Source organism: Streptococcus symci (genome assembly GCF_006385165.1).
In the GTDB taxonomy this organism is placed as follows: Bacteria; Bacillota; Bacilli; order Lactobacillales; family Streptococcaceae; genus Streptococcus; species Streptococcus symci.
In genome coordinates this window covers 247,561-264,274 of sequence record NZ_VFJA01000001.1, presented here as the reverse complement: position 1 = coordinate 264,274, position 16,714 = coordinate 247,561, and the positions used below count along the sequence as shown (strand labels likewise).

Annotated in this window: 14 protein-coding genes; 2 read left to right on the top strand and 12 right to left on the bottom strand. The window is 40.5% G+C overall.

Annotation, left to right across the window (positions count from 1 at the left end; genetic code table 11):
• Window positions 1–50: 50 nt before the first annotated feature.
• Entirely contained in the window at window positions 51–1,940 is a 1,890-nt protein-coding gene (locus FJN11_RS01315) for a DUF2207 domain-containing protein (RefSeq protein WP_140223870.1), read from the bottom strand.
• A gap of 139 nt (window positions 1,941–2,079) precedes the next feature.
• On the opposite strand from FJN11_RS01315, the gene FJN11_RS01310 reads away from it, so the two are divergent.
• Both FJN11_RS01310 and FJN11_RS01305 read left to right on the top strand, forming a co-directional pair.
• A complete protein-coding gene (locus tag FJN11_RS01310) occupies window positions 2,080–3,645 on the top strand; it encodes an ABC transporter substrate-binding protein/permease (RefSeq protein ID WP_140223869.1) in 1,566 nt (521 codons plus the stop codon).
• On the top strand, window positions 3,645–4,385 hold the full coding sequence (locus FJN11_RS01305) for an amino acid ABC transporter ATP-binding protein (RefSeq protein WP_000189477.1): 741 nt from the start codon (window positions 3,645–3,647) through the stop codon (window positions 4,383–4,385). The genes FJN11_RS01310 and FJN11_RS01305 overlap by 1 nt, the downstream gene beginning before the upstream one ends.
• 90 nt (window positions 4,386–4,475) lie before the next feature.
• Here the strand turns inward: FJN11_RS01305 and FJN11_RS01300 are convergent, their stop codons facing one another.
• The 11 genes from FJN11_RS01300 to FJN11_RS01245 form a co-directional block, all read right to left on the bottom strand.
• Window positions 4,476–4,691: a capsule biosynthesis transcriptional regulator gene (locus FJN11_RS01300; RefSeq protein ID WP_001130035.1), complete on the bottom strand. Its 216-nt coding sequence runs from the start codon at window positions 4,689–4,691 to the stop codon at window positions 4,476–4,478.
• A gap of 844 nt (window positions 4,692–5,535) precedes the next feature.
• Window positions 5,536–6,786, bottom strand: a complete 1,251-nt coding sequence (gene ilvA / locus FJN11_RS01295) for a threonine ammonia-lyase IlvA (protein WP_140223868.1) — start codon at window positions 6,784–6,786, stop codon at window positions 5,536–5,538.
• Window positions 6,787–6,899: 113 nt separating this feature from the next.
• Window positions 6,900–7,922 (bottom strand): ketol-acid reductoisomerase, encoded by a 1,023-nt coding sequence (ilvC, locus tag FJN11_RS01290; RefSeq protein ID WP_140223867.1) that lies wholly within the window; start codon window positions 7,920–7,922, stop codon window positions 6,900–6,902.
• Between the two features lie 169 nt (window positions 7,923–8,091).
• On the bottom strand, window positions 8,092–8,568 hold the full coding sequence (gene ilvN, locus FJN11_RS01285; protein ID WP_050259678.1) for an acetolactate synthase small subunit: 477 nt from the start codon (window positions 8,566–8,568) through the stop codon (window positions 8,092–8,094).
• Window positions 8,561–10,261, bottom strand: a complete 1,701-nt coding sequence (locus FJN11_RS01280) for an acetolactate synthase large subunit (protein WP_140223866.1) — start codon at window positions 10,259–10,261, stop codon at window positions 8,561–8,563. Before FJN11_RS01280 ends, ilvN begins: the two co-directional genes overlap by 8 nt.
• A 324-nt stretch (window positions 10,262–10,585) precedes the next feature.
• A complete protein-coding gene (gene fusA, locus FJN11_RS01275) occupies window positions 10,586–12,667 on the bottom strand; it encodes an elongation factor G (RefSeq protein ID WP_000090348.1) in 2,082 nt (693 codons plus the stop codon).
• 394 nt (window positions 12,668–13,061) lie between these two features.
• Window positions 13,062–13,532 (bottom strand): 30S ribosomal protein S7, encoded by a 471-nt coding sequence (gene rpsG, locus FJN11_RS01270; RefSeq protein ID WP_000087873.1) that lies wholly within the window; start codon window positions 13,530–13,532, stop codon window positions 13,062–13,064.
• Window positions 13,533–13,551: 19 nt separating this feature from the next.
• On the bottom strand, window positions 13,552–13,965 hold the full coding sequence (gene rpsL, locus FJN11_RS01265; RefSeq protein ID WP_001142332.1) for a 30S ribosomal protein S12: 414 nt from the start codon (window positions 13,963–13,965) through the stop codon (window positions 13,552–13,554).
• Between the two features lie 314 nt (window positions 13,966–14,279).
• Window positions 14,280–14,879, bottom strand: coding sequence for a response regulator transcription factor (locus FJN11_RS01255; RefSeq protein WP_061424538.1), 600 nt, complete (start codon window positions 14,877–14,879; stop codon window positions 14,280–14,282).
• Window positions 14,880–15,977, bottom strand: coding sequence for a sensor histidine kinase (locus FJN11_RS01250; RefSeq protein ID WP_140223865.1), 1,098 nt, complete (start codon window positions 15,975–15,977; stop codon window positions 14,880–14,882).
• Complete coding sequence (locus tag FJN11_RS01245; protein ID WP_140223864.1) at window positions 15,977–16,714, bottom strand: ABC transporter permease; 738 nt, start codon at window positions 16,712–16,714, stop codon at window positions 15,977–15,979. Before FJN11_RS01245 ends, FJN11_RS01250 begins: the two co-directional genes overlap by 1 nt.

Below are 16,714 nucleotides of genomic sequence, written 5' to 3'. Positions count from 1 at the left end.
TTTTTCTATCTTCCATTATAGCATATTTTTTTAGTCTGTGACAGTTCTCTTTAAAAGGCACCGATACTGCCACCGCCTCCACCTCCGGAGAAGCCACCGCCAGAACTTCCATTTCCAGAAGATACGGAATAGGTACTTGCTGTGTTTGCGATGCTGGCATAATGGCTCATTTGCGCGCTTGAATGATAAAACATACCGTGCCAGCCATAATCTACATAGAGATTAATATCTGGATTTCCCACTTTAATCTGATGAACCTTCATCAAATGGCTGACCTTGTCCGCATAGCCAAATAAGGTCGCATAGACCAAAAGGCGATTCCAGACCACAATACTTTCCAGCTCAGCCTGATCCAATCGTGCAATCTCACGCAACATATTTTCAAAACTGGTCCAGAGATAGTAGACTTCTGCCCCTGCTTCATTTAGGACACCATCACGATTATCTAGTCGAAGCTTCCAATAATAGAAAACAGCCAAAACTAAACCTAGAAAACCAAGTATTGGCAAGGGGATGTAAAGATATCCATAAACGTCCAAACTGTACAAGAACAAACCAAATCCGATAAATAGGGGCAAGATAGTGGAAATACCCATCCCCACTTGTAAAATCTTTTCTCCACCAGTCAAGGGACGATAATAATCTGGAAGCCCCCAGAAGGCAACTCGATTTCTCACTCCTTCTTGCATCTGGTTCAATACTTCTTCAAAAGAAGATTTGAGTTGAAGCCCTCTTGCTTGAATCCGTTTTTCATCAGAGACTTTTGCTCTACGATAAAGACTATCAGATACCTTGTAATTCGCAAACAAATTGGAAAGAGTTTCTTCTTTTTTGCCTGAAAAAGCCAGATTTAGACAGTCTTTCTCAAAGGTTGACAAACCATCTTCTTTTACTAGCCTCAAACCAACTGCATCTCCTTCTGAAATGATAGAGACATTCCCACGGTCTATCACATCTAGCAAGGTAGCTTGAATAAGTTGATCAAAGGTGAATTTTCCAGCTCCCTTGACCAAGGGACTCACTTCCTCCAAGGAGGTCGAGTAGACTGCTTCTGATAAAACCATAGGCTCTAATTCCATTGGTGGTTCATAGATACGATGATTTTTGGCATATTTGACCGAAGGAGTGGTCTTTCTTCTATAAATAAAATAGAAACAGACACTTAATAACAAGGAGATAGAAAGTATCAAAGGGAAGACCCAGGTAACGAGTTGTTTACTTCGACCTTTTTCTTTAATAATAGCATCTTCTATCCTATTAAACTCTTCTAAACGATTCCCCTTCAACCCCTGATCCCTAGCGCTAGCAAAGTCGGTTCTAGGCCAATAGGCATGCAACTCAACTCCACGCTTAGCCGGAAGATTGTCTAAACGAATAGTATAATCAAGGTTACTCTTTTCAATTATTCCCTCTCTAAAGAGTTTCCCTGTATGGAAAAAGAGTTTTTCAGCCCCCTTATCTCCCCTTACATGAAATTCAAACTTTTCAATAGACTCTGAACTATCTGTTAAAGGTTGCCAATTTAATTCAGCGATATCATCATATAGGAAAAGCAAATTTTTTAAATTCCAGACAAGGATAACTTCAACTGTGTCGCCTTCCTGACCTGGATTAAAGATTTTGACAGTATAACCTTCTGTTTCTTCTATTACTTGACTCTCAACATCTGCTATTTCACGGCCATTTTTGAAGACCTGAACCTTTGGATGAGGGTCAATTTGAAAGCCGCTAGGCATCTTTCCTGCACGACCAAGACCTACAAGTTGACCATTAAAATCATCTTTAAACTGATAAACAATCTTTTGTCGAAATTCTGCCCTATTGTCTGCATGAATATACAAATCTCCCTGATAAGACGGAATCTTATAATCAATAGCAAAAACCGAGAGTGGAAACATACAAAACAAACAAAATAACAGCAAGAAAAAAGTTTTTTTCATCAACTAAGTCCCCTTTTTTATCTTTGCTATCATTATATCACTTTTTCATAAGTAAGGGCTTACCTATGTTGAAAAATAGAGTTTTTTTCGATAAAATAGGAGACAGTTATTTTTTAATAGATTAGAAATAGGAGAAATCATGAGAAAAATATACTTATCTATTTTCACAAGTCTCTTGCTGATTCTGGGACTTGTCAATGTTGCCCAAGCCGATGAATATTTACGCATCGGGATGGAAGCAGCATATGCTCCCTTTAACTGGACTCAGGATGATGATAGCAATGGGGCTGTCAAAATCGATGGGACTAACCAGTATGCTAACGGATACGATGTTCAAATCGCCAAGAAAATCGCTAAGGACTTAGGTAAAGAACCTTTGGTTGTTAAAACAAAGTGGGAAGGTCTAGTTCCTGCCCTTACTTCTGGTAAGATTGACATGATTATCGCAGGTATGAGTCCTACTGCCGAGCGTAAACAAGAAATTGCCTTTTCAAGCAGTTACTACACTAGCGAACCTGTCCTACTAGTCAAAAAAGATTCTGCCTACGCAAGTGCTAAATCTTTGGATGACTTTAACGGTGCGAAAATCACTTCTCAACAAGGTGTCTACCTTTACGATTTGATTGCACAAATCCCAGGTGCTAAAAAAGAAACAGCCATGGGAGACTTTGCTCAAATGCGCCAAGCTCTTGAGGCTGGTGTCATCGATGCCTATGTTTCTGAACGCCCAGAAGCACTGACTGCCGAAGCTGCGAACTCTAAATTCAAGATGGTTCAAATTGAACCAGGTTTCAAAACTGGGGAAGAAGATACAGCTATTGCCATCGGACTTCGTAAAGATGATAATCGTATTAGCCAAATCAATGCCAGCATTGAAACCATTTCAAAAGACGACCAAGTTGCCTTGATGGATCGTATGATCAAGGAACAACCTGCTGAAGCTACAACAACTGAAGAGACTAGTAGTAGTTTCTTTAACCAAGTCGCTAAAATTCTTTCTGAAAACTGGCAACAACTCTTGCGTGGTGCTGGTGTCACTCTTTTGATTTCTATCGTCGGAACCATCACAGGTCTCATTATTGGTCTTGCCATTGGTGTCTTCCGTACTGCTCCTCTCTCTGAAAATAAAGCCGTCTACAGCCTACAAAAACTAGTCGGCTGGATCCTCAATGTCTATATTGAAATTTTCCGTGGTACCCCAATGATCGTTCAATCAATGGTTATCTACTATGGAACTGCCCAAGCTTTCGGTATCAACCTTGACCGCACACTGGCTGCTATCTTCATCGTTTCGATTAACACTGGTGCCTACATGACTGAAATCGTACGTGGTGGTATCCTAGCAGTTGACAAGGGACAATTTGAAGCTGCGACTGCTCTTGGTATGACTCATAACCAAACCATGCGTAAGATTGTCCTCCCTCAAGTAGTCCGTAACATCCTACCAGCAACGGGTAATGAATTTGTCATCAATATCAAAGATACATCTGTATTGAACGTTATCTCGGTTGTCGAACTTTATTTCTCAGGAAATACCGTGGCAACTCAAACCTATCAATACTTCCAGACATTTACAATCATCGCCGTGATTTACTTTGTCCTCACCTTCACCGTAACACGTATCCTACGCTTCATCGAACGCCGCATGGACATGGATACCTATACTACAGGTGCTAACCAAATGCAAACGGAGGATTTGAAATAATGACACAAGCAATCCTTGAAATTAAACACCTCAAAAAATCCTATGGACAAAACGAAGTGCTAAAAGACATTTCTCTAACTGTCCACAAGGGTGAAGTTATCTCTATCATCGGAAGCTCTGGAAGCGGAAAATCAACTTTCCTACGCTCCATTAACCTACTTGAAACGCCAACTGATGGACAAATCCTTTATCATGGACAAAACGTCCTCGAAAAAGGCTATGACCTCACGCAATACCGTGAAAAATTGGGGATGGTGTTCCAATCCTTTAACCTCTTTGAAAATCTAAACGTTCTTGAAAACACAATCGTCGCTCAGACAACTGTCCTTAAACGTGAACGTACAGAAGCTGAAAAGATTGCCAAAGAAAACCTAGAAAAGGTCGGCATGGGAGAACGCTACTGGCAAGCAAAACCAAAACAGCTCTCAGGTGGTCAAAAACAACGAGTGGCCATCGCTCGTGCCCTCTCCATGAATCCGGACGCCATTCTCTTTGATGAACCAACATCAGCTCTCGATCCAGAAATGGTTGGAGAAGTCCTCAAAATCATGCAAGATCTGGCTCAGGAAGGCTTGACTATGATTGTCGTAACCCACGAAATGGAATTCGCCCGTGATGTCTCTCACCGTGTTATCTTTATGGATAAGGGTGTGATTGCTGAAGAAGGCAAGCCAGAAGACCTCTTCACCAATCCTAAAGAAGACCGTACAAAAGAGTTCCTTCAACGTTATCTCAAATAAAAAGAAAAGGCTGCATCAACCGTGCAGTCTTTTTACTAGCCAAAAAATGAAAAGGCAGACCCTATTCAAGAATCCACCATTATCCAAAGATTAATCTTCAAATTTTTCATGATTTTTATCATAGAAATCAATTAAACCTAGAGCCGTTTCAAACGAAATATTTTTTACTTTTGCACGCCCCTGCGCTAGAGCAATGATAGACATTTCACGCGCATTCGTTTCTTTAGAGATACGGTAGCCTGTGATCTTCTTATCACGAACCCAGCCAACAACTGATTCTACTTTTTCAAAGTTTGACTTAGCCATGTCCTTCTCCTATTTTCTTCTTTACGATATTTAATTGTATACGTTTTTATGTGTTTTGTCAATAAAAAAACATATATTCAATAAAAATAATGATTTATTTTTCTGTTACTATCTTATTAAAGCCGATAATATATAGGTTTTTGCTTACTATAAACCATTAGTAAATACCTTTAAAATAATTGCATTATTAACTCTTTTATTTGTAAAAATATTCATAATTTACAAATACCAGTTCGGGATAGGTTAGACAGGTTTTATCTTCAACTTTATTCTATTTATCCAACTTTAAAAGGACATTTCTAATAGCGGAAGACTTTCTCTCCACACTATTACTAACTATTCTTTCTCTTCTCCTTCTTTGATATTCTTCCTGCCTTTATAAGCACTTTTCACTTGCTCAACTGGTACTATTTATTTACTTTATCAATATTCCTTTTTATTTTTTCAAACCTATAAAAAGATGATTAGTTAGGAAACAACGGTATCCTATCTTCCAACATTTTCCATTGTTTTTATCTTCTTAGTATCTTATCACTCTTCTCAGTCAACTCAGTATAAGGTTCCTCATTAGTATTGATTATTTTTTCTAATTCCTATTATATTTAGCCAAATTTCAGATTAGACATATATAAAATAGTTGATTCTAAAAATGCTCCTTATATATAACAAGTAATTTTACTCCCTTACTATAAACTGAATCAAAAAATAATAGGTACTATAATGACTTGTGATAGAAATAGCGTAATCGATTTCCCAAGTCCATAGGAATCGCCCCCTTTCTTCACCCTCATTATAGCACCTATACATCAGTTGTGCAAATAATATGATATTTTTTTATTAGTCCTCAGACAAGCATATTATAGAGCGTTTCATTACCATTTAAGTTAATATAAGATGGATCAAAACCTTCCATTCGACGAATCAAGCCTGCATAATCATGCTTATCTGCTAGGGCAATCCCAATCAATACTGGGCCTGTCCCCTTGCTAGCTCGTTTGATATACTCAAAACGTGTGATATCATCATTTGGCCCCAAGATATCATTTACAAACTCACGCAAAGCTCCCGGACGCTGTGGAAAATTGACCACAAAGTAATGCTTGATTCCATCATAAATCAGGGCACGCTCTTCCATTTCTGGCATACGGTTGATATCATTATTCCCTCCAGAAATGATACAACAAATGGTTTTCCCCTTGATATATTCAGCCAAAATCTCTAAAGAAGCGATACTAGCCGCTCCAGCAGGTTCTGCAACAATCCCTTGCTTAGAGTAGAGGTCAATCAAGGTTTCAGAAATCAACCCCTCATCGACACCTACTAAGGTTTGAACATGTTGACGAGTTGCTTCATAGGTCAATTGACCTACCTTTTGTACAGCAATCCCATCCGCAAATTTGTCAATTTCTTTGAGTTTGACTGGACCACCAGCTTCAAAGGCAGCCTTCATGGAACGCGCTCCATTCGCCTCTACTCCGATAACCTCAATCTCTGGACTTGTTTCCTTGATATAGGTAGAAACCCCAGCAATGAGACCGCCACCACCAACAGGAACCAAGACAGCATCAAAATCAATCGATTCTTTTCGAGCTTCTTCTAAAATCTCATAAGCAACTGTCCCTTGACCTGCTTGAACATGGGCATCATCAAAGGGATCAATAAAGGTACGATTTTCAGAGACTGTAAATTCTTGAGCTGCCTTAGCAGAAGCATCAAAGGTATCTCCAACTAGTTTAATGGTTACGAAATCCCCACCAAAAAAGCGAACTTGACCAATCTTTTGTTGCGGAGTAGTAATTGGCATAAAAATAGTAGCAGGAATTTTCATCTCATTACAAGTATAGGCAACTCCCTGCGCATGATTTCCCGCAGAGGCACAGACTACCCCACGCTCACGCTCTTCCTTACTGAGCTGAGAAATGGCATAATAGGCACCACGAATTTTAAAGGAACGAACACGTTGGGCATTTTCCTTTTTCAAATAAATCTTAGCACCATACTTCTCCGATAAATAATGGTCATAATCCAGTGGAGTATTCACAACCACACCGTTCAAGACCTTATGAGCCTTGATGATATCTTTTGAACTTAACATCTTTTTCTCCTAGACTATTTCATACTATCACAATCCATCCTCTTAAAAGAGAGATGAATTGATTATAAAAGCGAGTTAGTCCACCAACTCGCCTTCAACTTGATTTCTATCAATTAGTTATAGATTTTGAATGCATCGTCGTCGTTTTTACCAACGAAAGGCATTGCTTTACGCAATTCTGCACCAACTTTTTCAATTTCAAGGTTAGCTGCTTTTTCACGGTAAGCAGTCAATTTTGGACGTCCAGCTTTATAGTCATTTACAAAGTCATTTGCAAATTTACCATTTTGGATGTCTGCCAAGACAGCTTTCATGTTTTCTTTAACTTGCTCAGTAATCACACGTGGACCTGATACATAGTCACCGTACTCAGCAGTGTTTGAAATTGATTGACGCATTTTCTTGAATCCACCTTCGTAGATCAAGTCAACGATCAATTTCATTTCGTGAAGAACTTCAAAGTAAGCCAATTCTGGGGCGTAGCCTGCTTCTGTCAAGACTTCGAAACCTGCTTCGATAAGGGCAGTCAAACCACCACAAAGTACAGCTTGTTCACCAAACAAATCTTCTTCAGTTTCTTCTTTGTATGTTGTTTCAAGAAGACCTACACGAGCTGCTCCAACACCTTTACACCAGTCCATAGCAATGTTTTTCGCATTTCCTGTTGCATCTTGGTATACTGCGTAAAGAGCTGGAACACCAAATCCTTCCTCGTAAGTACGACGTACCAAGTGTCCTGGCCCTTTAGGTGCACACATGAAGACATCTACATCTGCAGGTACTTTGATAAATTCGAAGTGAATGTTGAAACCATGAGCAAATCCAACTGCGTTTCCAGCTTCCAAGTTTGGAGCGATTTCTGCTTCGTACAATTCTTGTTGGATTTCGTCTGGTGCCAAAATCATGATAACATCAGCCAATTTAGTTGCTTCTGCTACTGTGTAAGTGTCAAATCCATCTTCTTTTGCTTTTTCAAAAGATTTACCTGGACGTACACCGATGATAACATCGCGACCTGAATCACGCAAGTTTTGAGCATGCGCATGTCCTTGCGAACCATAACCAATAACGGCGATTTTTTTACCGTCAAGTACTGCTACTTTAACATCTTTTTCGTATTCCATTTGAACTGCCATAGTTTTTTCTCTCTTTTCTATTATTTATTGCCTTTTAGGCTGGTTTAACAAATTTAAAATATTTTTATACTCAATGAAAATCAAAGAGCAAATTAGGAAGCTAGCCGCAGGCTGTACTTGAGTACGGCAAGGCAAAGCTGACGTGATTTGAAGAGATTTTCGAAGAGTATTAATCACGGGTAAATCCAGTTGCACCAGTTCGAGCAATATTGCGAATACCATATGGTCGAATGACTCGCAATAGAGCTTCACTCTTTTCAGCATTTCCTGTCATCTGAATGGTAATCGAGCTTGGCGCTACGTCTACCACTGTTGCACGGAAGGGTTGAATAATCGCTAGAATTTCAGCGCGCTTCTCAGCTGGCGCTGACATCTTAACCAAAATTACCTCACGCTCCAAATGAGGCTTGTCTGTAATATCACGAATGCGAATCACATCAATCTGACGATTAAGTTGCTTGATGATTTGCTCCACTTCATCCTGTGAAGCTACATCAATAATAATGGTGATGCGCGATACATTCGGATCTTCTGTTGCTCCAACAGAGATACTTTCGATATTAACCTGACGACGAGATAGGACACCTGTAAAGCGATTGAGGACTCCTGAACGATTCTGTAGTTTTGCTGTTAACATTCTACGCATGGAACTTCACCCCCAACATCTCATGATTACTCTTACCAGCTGGTACCATTGGTAACACCTGTTCCTTACGAGAAATATCTACCTCGATTAGCATAGGAACATCCTCAGTGATGACTTCAAGGTCTTGAGCCAAGGTCTCAGGATTGTCAAACTTATAGTTTTTAATGCCATAAGCTTGTGCCATCAGTTGGAAATCAGGAAGAGTATCAAAGACTGACTCAGATGTTCTACCTTCATAGAAGGATTCTTGCCACTGGCGGACCATTCCAAGTGAGTGGTTGTTCAGCATAACCACCTTGATTGGCACCTTGTAAATGTTCAAAATAGCCAATTCCTGGTTAGTCATTTGGAAACCACCATCCCCAACAAACAAGACTACTTCCTTATCTGGGTTAGCAATTTTAGCTCCAATTGCTGCTGGAATTCCAAATCCCATCGTTCCCAAACCACCTGAAGTCACTAACTGACGTTCGTTTTGGTAGGGATAATACTGAGCTGTCCACATTTGGTGTTGACCAACGTCTGTTACCACAATGGCATCTCCATTCGTCAATTCACCAATTCGTTCAATAACAGCTTGCGGCTGAACCACACGCTCTTTCTTATCATAAGAACGAACGCGGTTCTTGTCTTTAGTAACTTTTTCAATCCATTTTTCAGTATTGTTATGAACTGTTGGTTCGGCCAGCAACATTTGCAAGGCTTTCTTAGCATCTCCAACTACTGGAATATCTGCACTGATAATCTTGCCAATCTCGGCTGGGTCAATATCAATGTGGGCAACCTTGGCATTCTTAGCGAAGGTCTTAGGATTCCCCGTCAAGCGGTCATCAAAACGACAACCAATACTAATCATAAAGTCCGCTTCCGTCATGGCAATATTAGCTGCGAATGACCCGTGCATGCCTCCCATTCCAAGGAAGAGTGGGTGACTCGTTGCAATCGTTCCTTGTCCCAAAAGACTGGTTACCACTGGAATTTGATAGCGTTCTGCAAATTCATTTAATTCTGCAGCAGCTTCAGCATAACTAATCCCACCACCAGCAAGCAAGACTGGCTTTTTAGCCTTGGATAATTGCTTCAAGATTTTCTTGATTTGCATATCATTAGGCTCAAGAGTCGGCTGATAGCTTGGTAGGTTCACTTCTGGTGAATAAATGAAGTCTGTTTCTAAAGCAGATACGTCTTTAGGTAGGTCAATGACGACTGGCCCTGGTCGACCTGTAGTTGCTATATGAACAGCTTCCGTAATGATACGAGGAATATCAGCTGTCTCACGAACTTGGTAATTGTACTTAGTGATTGGCATGGTAATTCCCACAATGTCTGCCTCCTGAAAGGCATCCTTCCCAATCCCAGCTCGCGCCACCTGACCTGTAAAGACCAAAAGGGGAACGCTATCGCTCATGGCATCTGCAATCCCTGTAATGGCATTTGTTGCTCCCGGTCCTCTAGTGACGACGGCAACACCCAACTTTCCAGTTGATTTGGCATATCCTTCAGCTTCATGCAAACAACCTTGCTCATGGCGTCCTAGAATGTGGCGAATGCCTTTAAAATTATATATCGCATCATAAAAAGGCAAGACTGCACCACCAGGATAACCAAAGATGGTATCAATTCCTAAATCACGAAGTGTTTCCAAAACTAGGTCCGACCCCGTCTTAGGAGATTCTAAACTGATTTTCTCCATTGTTCCCCTTTCTCTTCTCTTAAAAATAACTTGTTACTATCATACCATTTTTTCAAAATTTTTCAAGAGAAAAGAAGAAATTTTCTGAATTTTCTATTTTAACGTTTATTTATGAATGTTCTCCTTTTTTTATAAGTTTTTAAAAGGTAGTTTATATTTTTTTCAACTTATTTCTATTGATAATTATATATTTCTTCCGCAAATAACTTTAACTCATTTTTATATGAAATTTTTATGAGTGCATGTTTTCAGAATCTATAAAATTTATCGGAACTATACAAAAAAGGAAGCCACTAAGTGACTTCCTTCTAGAGCGAGGACAGATTAGTCTTCACCTTTATTTTTCTTAATGATTTCTTCTTGTACTGACTTAGGTACATCTTCGTAGTGGTCAAATACCATCATGAATGTACCACGTCCTTGAGATGCAGAACGAAGAACTGTTGCGTAACCGAACATTTCAGCAAGTGGAACGTAAGCACGAACGATTTGGCTGTTACCGTGTGCTTCCATACCATCTACACGTCCACGACGAGCAGTTACGTGACCCATAACATCACCAAGGTTTTCTTCTGGAACAGTGATTGTTACAAGCATCATTGGTTCAAGGATAGCTGGTTGTGCTGATTTAGCAGCTTCTTTAAGGGCAAGTGAAGCCGCGATCTTGAAGGCAGTTTCAGATGAGTCGACATCGTGGTATGAACCATCGTAAAGCTTAGCTTTAACGTCAACCATTGGGTAACCTGCAAGAACACCGTTAGCCATAGATTCTACCAAACCTTTTTCAACCGCTGGGATAAATTCACGAGGAACCACACCACCGACGATTGCGTTTTCGAATTCGAATCCTTTTCCTTCTTCGTTTGGAGTAAATTCAATCCATACATCACCGAATTGACCTTTACCACCAGACTGACGTTTGAAGAATCCACGTGCTTGAGTAGAAGCGCGGAATGTTTCACGGTAAGATACTTGAGGAGCACCTACGTTCGCTTCCACTTTGAACTCACGACGCATACGGTCAACAAGGACGTCAAGGTGAAGCTCACCCATACCTGAGATAACTGTTTCTCCAGTTTCAACGTTTGTTTCAACGCGGAATGTTGGATCTTCTTCAGCCAATTTTTGAAGGGCGATACCCATCTTGTCTTGGTCTGCTTTAGATTTTGGCTCAACCATCAATTGGATAACTGGTTCTGGAACGTTGATTGACTCAAGGATGATTTTAGCTTTTTCATCTGTCAATGAGTCACCAGTTGTAGTATCTTTCAAACCAACGGCAGCAGCGATATCACCTGAGTAAACAGTGTCAATTTCTTGACGGCTGTTAGCGTGCATTTGAAGGATACGTCCGATACGTTCACGTTTACCTTTAGAAGTGTTCAATACGTATGAACCTGATTGAAGAACACCTGAGTAAACACGGAAGAATGTCAAACGACCTACGAATGGGTCAGTCATGATCTTGAAAGCAAGAGCTGCAAATGGCTCTTCGTCAGATGCTGGACGAGTTTCTTCTTCGTCTGTATCTGGGTTGATACCTTTGATTGCTGGGATGTCAAGTGGGCTTGGAAGGTAGTCAATAACAGCATCAAGCATCAATTGAACACCTTTGTTCTTGAAGGCAGAACCACACAATACTGGGAAGAATTCAACGTTGATAGTCGCTTTACGGATACCAGCTTTCAATTCTTCGTTAGTGATTTCTTCACCTTCGAGGTATTTCATCATCAATTCTTCGTCAGTTTCAGCAACTGCTTCAATCAATTTTTCACGGTATTCTTGAGCTTGGTCAAGGTATTCAGCTGGAATATCTTCTTCAAGGATATCTGTACCAAGGTCGTTAGTATAGATTTCAGCTTTCATCTTAATCAAGTCGATGATACCACGGAAGTCATCTTCAGAACCGATTGGCAATTGGATTGGGTGCGCGTTTGCTTGAAGACGATCGTGAAGTGTGCTTACAGAGTAAAGGAAGTCAGCACCGATTTTGTCCATTTTGTTGGCAAATACGATACGTGGAACTCCATACTCAGTTGCTTGACGCCAAACTGTTTCAGTTTGAGGCTCAACACCTGATTGTGAATCAAGAACGGTAACCGCACCATCCAATACACGAAGAGAACGTTGTACTTCGATTGTGAAGTCCACGTGTCCTGGTGTGTCGATGATGTTTACGCGGTGGTTGTTCCATTGAGCTGTTGTCGCAGCAGATGTGATAGTGATACCACGCTCTTGCTCTTGCTCCATCCAGTCCATTTGTGACGCACCTTCGTGAGTTTCACCGATTTTGTGGATTTTACCAGTGTAGTAAAGAATACGCTCAGTAGTTGTTGTTTTACCAGCATCGACGTGAGCCATGATACCGATATTACGAGTTTTTTCAAGTGAAAATTCGCGTGCCATGAGGTTTGTTTCTCCTATTTATTTTTGATTTCTATTCTATTATAACACGATTTTAATAAAAACGGATAGGCAGGACCTACCCGTTCTCAATGTTTTCATGCTATTGTTGGTTTCAACTTGTAGATTTACAAGTTGAATTGAACTCGGGCTAAAGTTAGTTAGCCGATTTGAGCTGGAACGGGATGCTGTGTGAAAAAGATAAACTTCCTTGTATTCATCGAATACTGCGTCAGTTTCCTATTTTCACCTTGCATCCTTACCGTTCCTAGCATCATGATATAGTTGAGCTCAAGCTAAAAGTCTGGAGAAAAAGATGAATCTCATTGGTTGCAATCGCAACCTGCTTTGATTCCCTATTTTCTCTAGGACTTTCTTAACGCTTTCGCATCCTATATTACCAACGGAAGTGTGCGAATGCACGGTTAGCTTCAGCCATACGGTGAGTGTCTTCACGTTTCTTAACAGCTGCACCAGTGTTGTTAGCAGCATCCAAGATTTCTTTTGCAAGACGGTCTTGCATTGTGTGTTCACCACGAAGACGAGCGATTGTTACCAACCAACGAAGTCCAAGTGTTGTACGACGTTCTGGACGAACTTCAACTGGGACTTGGTAGTTAGAACCACCAACACGACGTGCACGTACTTCAAGTACAGGCATGATGTTTTCCATAGCTGTTTCAAATACTTCAAGTGCATCGTTTCCAGTAGCTTCTTTGATTTGCTCAAAAGCACCGTAAACGATTGAAGCAGCAGTACCACGTTTACCATCAAGCATAACGCGGTTGATAAGACGAGTAACTAGTTGTGAATTGTAAAGCGGATCTGGCAATACGTCACGTTTTGGAGCTCTATTTTTACGACTCATTTCTCTTTATCCCCTTTCCTTATGCTTTTGGACGTTTAGTACCGTATTTAGAACGGCCTTGTTTACGATCGTTAACACCTGCAGTATCAAGTGCACCACGGACGATATGGTAACGTACCCCTGGAAGGTCTTTTACACGTCCACCACGAAGAAGAACCACGCTGTGTTCTTGCAAGTTGTGTCCGATACCTGGGATGTAGGCAGTAACTTCGATAAGGTTGCTCAAACGTACACGAGCGAATTTACGAAGGGCTGAGTTAGGTTTTTTAGGTGTCATTGTTCCAACACGAGTTGCAACACCACGTTTTTGTGGTGAAGAAACGTTTGTTTGAACTTTTTTATGACTGTTGTAACCAACGTTCAAAGCTGGTGATTTAGATTTTTCTACTTTTGATTTACGCGGTTTGCGAACCAATTGGTTAATTGTAGGCATCTACATTCTCCTGTGTTTTTTTATTTTTGGTGATGATACACTTGGTGACAGCTATCATCTGTGTGTACTTTTGCAACATTTGTCAGCACGTCCCTGTACACTCTTGAGAGACCAAAAGTAAAAAGTACCGTCTATTATTGTAACAAAATTTTCCATTGGTTGTCAAGATATTTTTCTTTTTTATTGTTAATTTTAGCTCTTTAGTAGTGCTCCCCCAAAAAAGAAAAAGGAGGAATCCCACCCTCCTAAAGTTAGTATTGTTCCATTCAATCCCATCAATTTTAGTACATAATAGTTTTCGAGATATGATAGTATTACAACCAACCAGATTCTTTCGCGATATTAGCTGCCTCTGTTCGATTACCTGCATCAAGTTTTGAAAGAATATTGGTGACATAGTTTCGGACTGTTCCGTTGGATAGATAGAGTTTGTCTGCAATTTCTTGGTTAGAGAAGCCCTGAGCAATTCCCTTTAAAACTGCGATTTCTTGTTCTGTCAACGGATTGGGATGCGTCATCACCACTTCCATCAATTCAGGCGAATACTCCTTGCCTCCTTCGAGGACAGTGTGCAAGGTATGCATGAGATCTGCAATCCTTCTTTCTTTCAAGACATAAGCATCTACTCCAGCCTTAACCGCACGTTCAAAATACCCAGGACGTTTGAAGGTCGTCACCACAACCACCTTTGTTTCTAGATTTTCTGCTCGTATCCACTCCAAGACTTCAAGACCTGTCTTAACAGGCATTTCTACGTCAAGGATGGCAATATCTACAGACTCCTTTTCAAATAGTTGGATTGCTTCTTGCCCATTCTTGGCTTGAAAGACAGACTCTACATCCGGTTGAAGCGTGAGCAACTGGCACATTGCATCTCGCAACATACTTTGATCTTCTGCGACTAATACTTTCATCTACTTTCTCTCCTTATAAGGTAGTCGAACCTGAACTTCTGTCGGTTGTTTCTGACTAATCACATTTACCTCTCCCGAAAATGAAAGAACACGATCTCGAACTGTATGGAGGTCATCCCCCTTTATAGAAGTAAAGCCACAGCCATCATCTCTCACTGTTAGAATGAGTTCTTTCTCTGTCCGTTCCAATTTCAAGTAGACTTTAGACGCTTTAGCATGTTTGATGATATTGGTCACTAATTCAAGCAAAATCATAGCAGCCGTCGACTCTACATCCTGGGTCAAACTAGCCTTGTCCAATTGATTCTCAACTTGAACCTCAATCCCAGCAATTTCCAGCATCTTCTTAACAGTCTCAAGCTCTGATGCTAAGGTCCGTGATTTCAGATTTTCCACAATGGTTCGCACTTCATTCATGGAATCCTTGCTGATCTGGTGAATTTCTTTTAATTCCTTCTCCACCTGTGGATAAGCCTCCATCTGAAACAACTGCAAGGCTAAATCTGTCTTGACACTCAGCATAGCAAAGGTATGTCCCAAGCTATCATGCAAATCTTGACCGATACGACTGCGTTCATTTTCAGCAAGCAATAGATTTATCTGGGCATTTTGCTTAGCCTGAGCTTCTTTCAAATCTTCGACAATGCGAATCCGAACCAAGCCAAAAGTCATTAAATCGACAAAAGCAAGAATTACAAGTAGATAGAATAGAAACTCAACTTCGATTCTCTGAAAAATCAACAGTTGGCCCACAACAAGGACTTGAGCAAGAAGAAAAGTCCAGACATGTAAAGACTTTAAACCACCTACGTTGAAATGATAACTTAAGAGATTGGATAGGAAAAAGAAAAACCAGATATAATTAACAGCAACAAAGGCAGTATTCCCAACTACATAAGTCAGCATGAGGCCCCAATATAGCCAAGATAGGTGCTGGCTCTTAGTTGTTAAAACACCCAAATACGCCACTACAAATAAAATATCAATCAATAAATGCCAGGCAGAAAGCCATCCAGTCACTACAGGTAGGATGGGGAAAATCATAAAAATTAAACTGGCCCAAAACATATAATGTATGCTTTTCAGTCTTTCAAGCATTAAGCATTCTCCTTATGACCTTGAAGGTAAATGGTCAAACCAAACAAAACTGCTGAAAAAACAAGTAGATAAACTGTGACTGATAGATTGATGCTACCCTCGTTTAAGAAGGTCTTGAGCAACTCCATCAACTGATAAGTTGGTAGACACTTCCCGATTGCTTGCATCCAGTCTGGAAATAAAGAGATGGGCATCCAGAGTCCGCCTAAAACAGCCAAGCCTAGATAGAGAAGATTGCCCACGACAGACATCAGCTGACTAGAAGGCAAGAGTGTCAAGGTCAAGCCAAGCGCTACAAAAGCTACACTTCCTACTATCAGCAAGAGCGCAGCCCCAATCCAGCTTCCTAAAGGCATATCCACACCTCTGACCAAGTGCCCAACTGAGAAAACAACCAGGATTGAGACCAGATAATCAACCATCATACTTGTTATCTTTGATAGATAATATTCTACCATATTTACCGGAGTATGGCGCAATGTTTTCTGCCAGTTGTTGATTTTATCGGTATGTAAAACAGCTGGGAATGAAAACATAGCTGTCGACATCATGGAAAAAGCCGTCATGGAGATGAGGTAGTCGCGCATAAAATTAGCCGGTCCACCTGGTGTGTCCTGGTACATGCCTGAAAAGAATAAATAGAAGGCTGTCGGCATCCCTACGGATAATAGATAATAGACTAATTGTCGTTTGGTCAATAGAAATTCTATCTTGTTTAGTGCGATCCATCGTTTCAT

Bases quoted from the DNA above. Each gene is read 5' to 3' on its own strand.
- FJN11_RS01315 (WP_140223870.1), bottom strand. From the start codon at position 1,940: ATGAAAAAAACTTTTTTCTTGCTGTTATTTTGTTTGTTTTGTATGTTT.
- ilvN (WP_050259678.1), bottom strand. From the start codon at position 8,568: ATGCGTAGAATGTTAACAGCAAAACTACAGAATCGTTCAGGAGTCCTC.
- FJN11_RS01305 (WP_000189477.1), top strand. From the start codon at position 3,645: ATGACACAAGCAATCCTTGAAATTAAACACCTCAAAAAATCCTATGGA.
- FJN11_RS01280 (WP_140223866.1), bottom strand. From the start codon at position 10,261: ATGGAGAAAATCAGTTTAGAATCTCCTAAGACGGGGTCGGACCTAGTT.
- rpsG (WP_000087873.1), bottom strand. From the start codon at position 13,532: ATGAGTCGTAAAAATAGAGCTCCAAAACGTGACGTATTGCCAGATCCG.
- FJN11_RS01310 (WP_140223869.1), top strand. From the start codon at position 2,080: ATGAGAAAAATATACTTATCTATTTTCACAAGTCTCTTGCTGATTCTG.
- FJN11_RS01245 (WP_140223864.1), bottom strand. From the start codon at position 16,714: ATGAAACGATGGATCGCACTAAACAAGATAGAATTTCTATTGACCAAA.
- ilvA (WP_140223868.1), bottom strand. From the start codon at position 6,786: ATGTTAAGTTCAAAAGATATCATCAAGGCTCATAAGGTCTTGAACGGT.
- fusA (WP_000090348.1), bottom strand. From the start codon at position 12,667: ATGGCACGCGAATTTTCACTTGAAAAAACTCGTAATATCGGTATCATG.
- FJN11_RS01300 (WP_001130035.1), bottom strand. From the start codon at position 4,691: ATGGCTAAGTCAAACTTTGAAAAAGTAGAATCAGTTGTTGGCTGGGTT.
- FJN11_RS01250 (WP_140223865.1), bottom strand. From the start codon at position 15,977: ATGCTTGAAAGACTGAAAAGCATACATTATATGTTTTGGGCCAGTTTA.
- rpsL (WP_001142332.1), bottom strand. From the start codon at position 13,965: ATGCCTACAATTAACCAATTGGTTCGCAAACCGCGTAAATCAAAAGTA.
- ilvC (WP_140223867.1), bottom strand. From the start codon at position 7,922: ATGGCAGTTCAAATGGAATACGAAAAAGATGTTAAAGTAGCAGTACTT.
- FJN11_RS01255 (WP_061424538.1), bottom strand. From the start codon at position 14,879: ATGAAAGTATTAGTCGCAGAAGATCAAAGTATGTTGCGAGATGCAATG.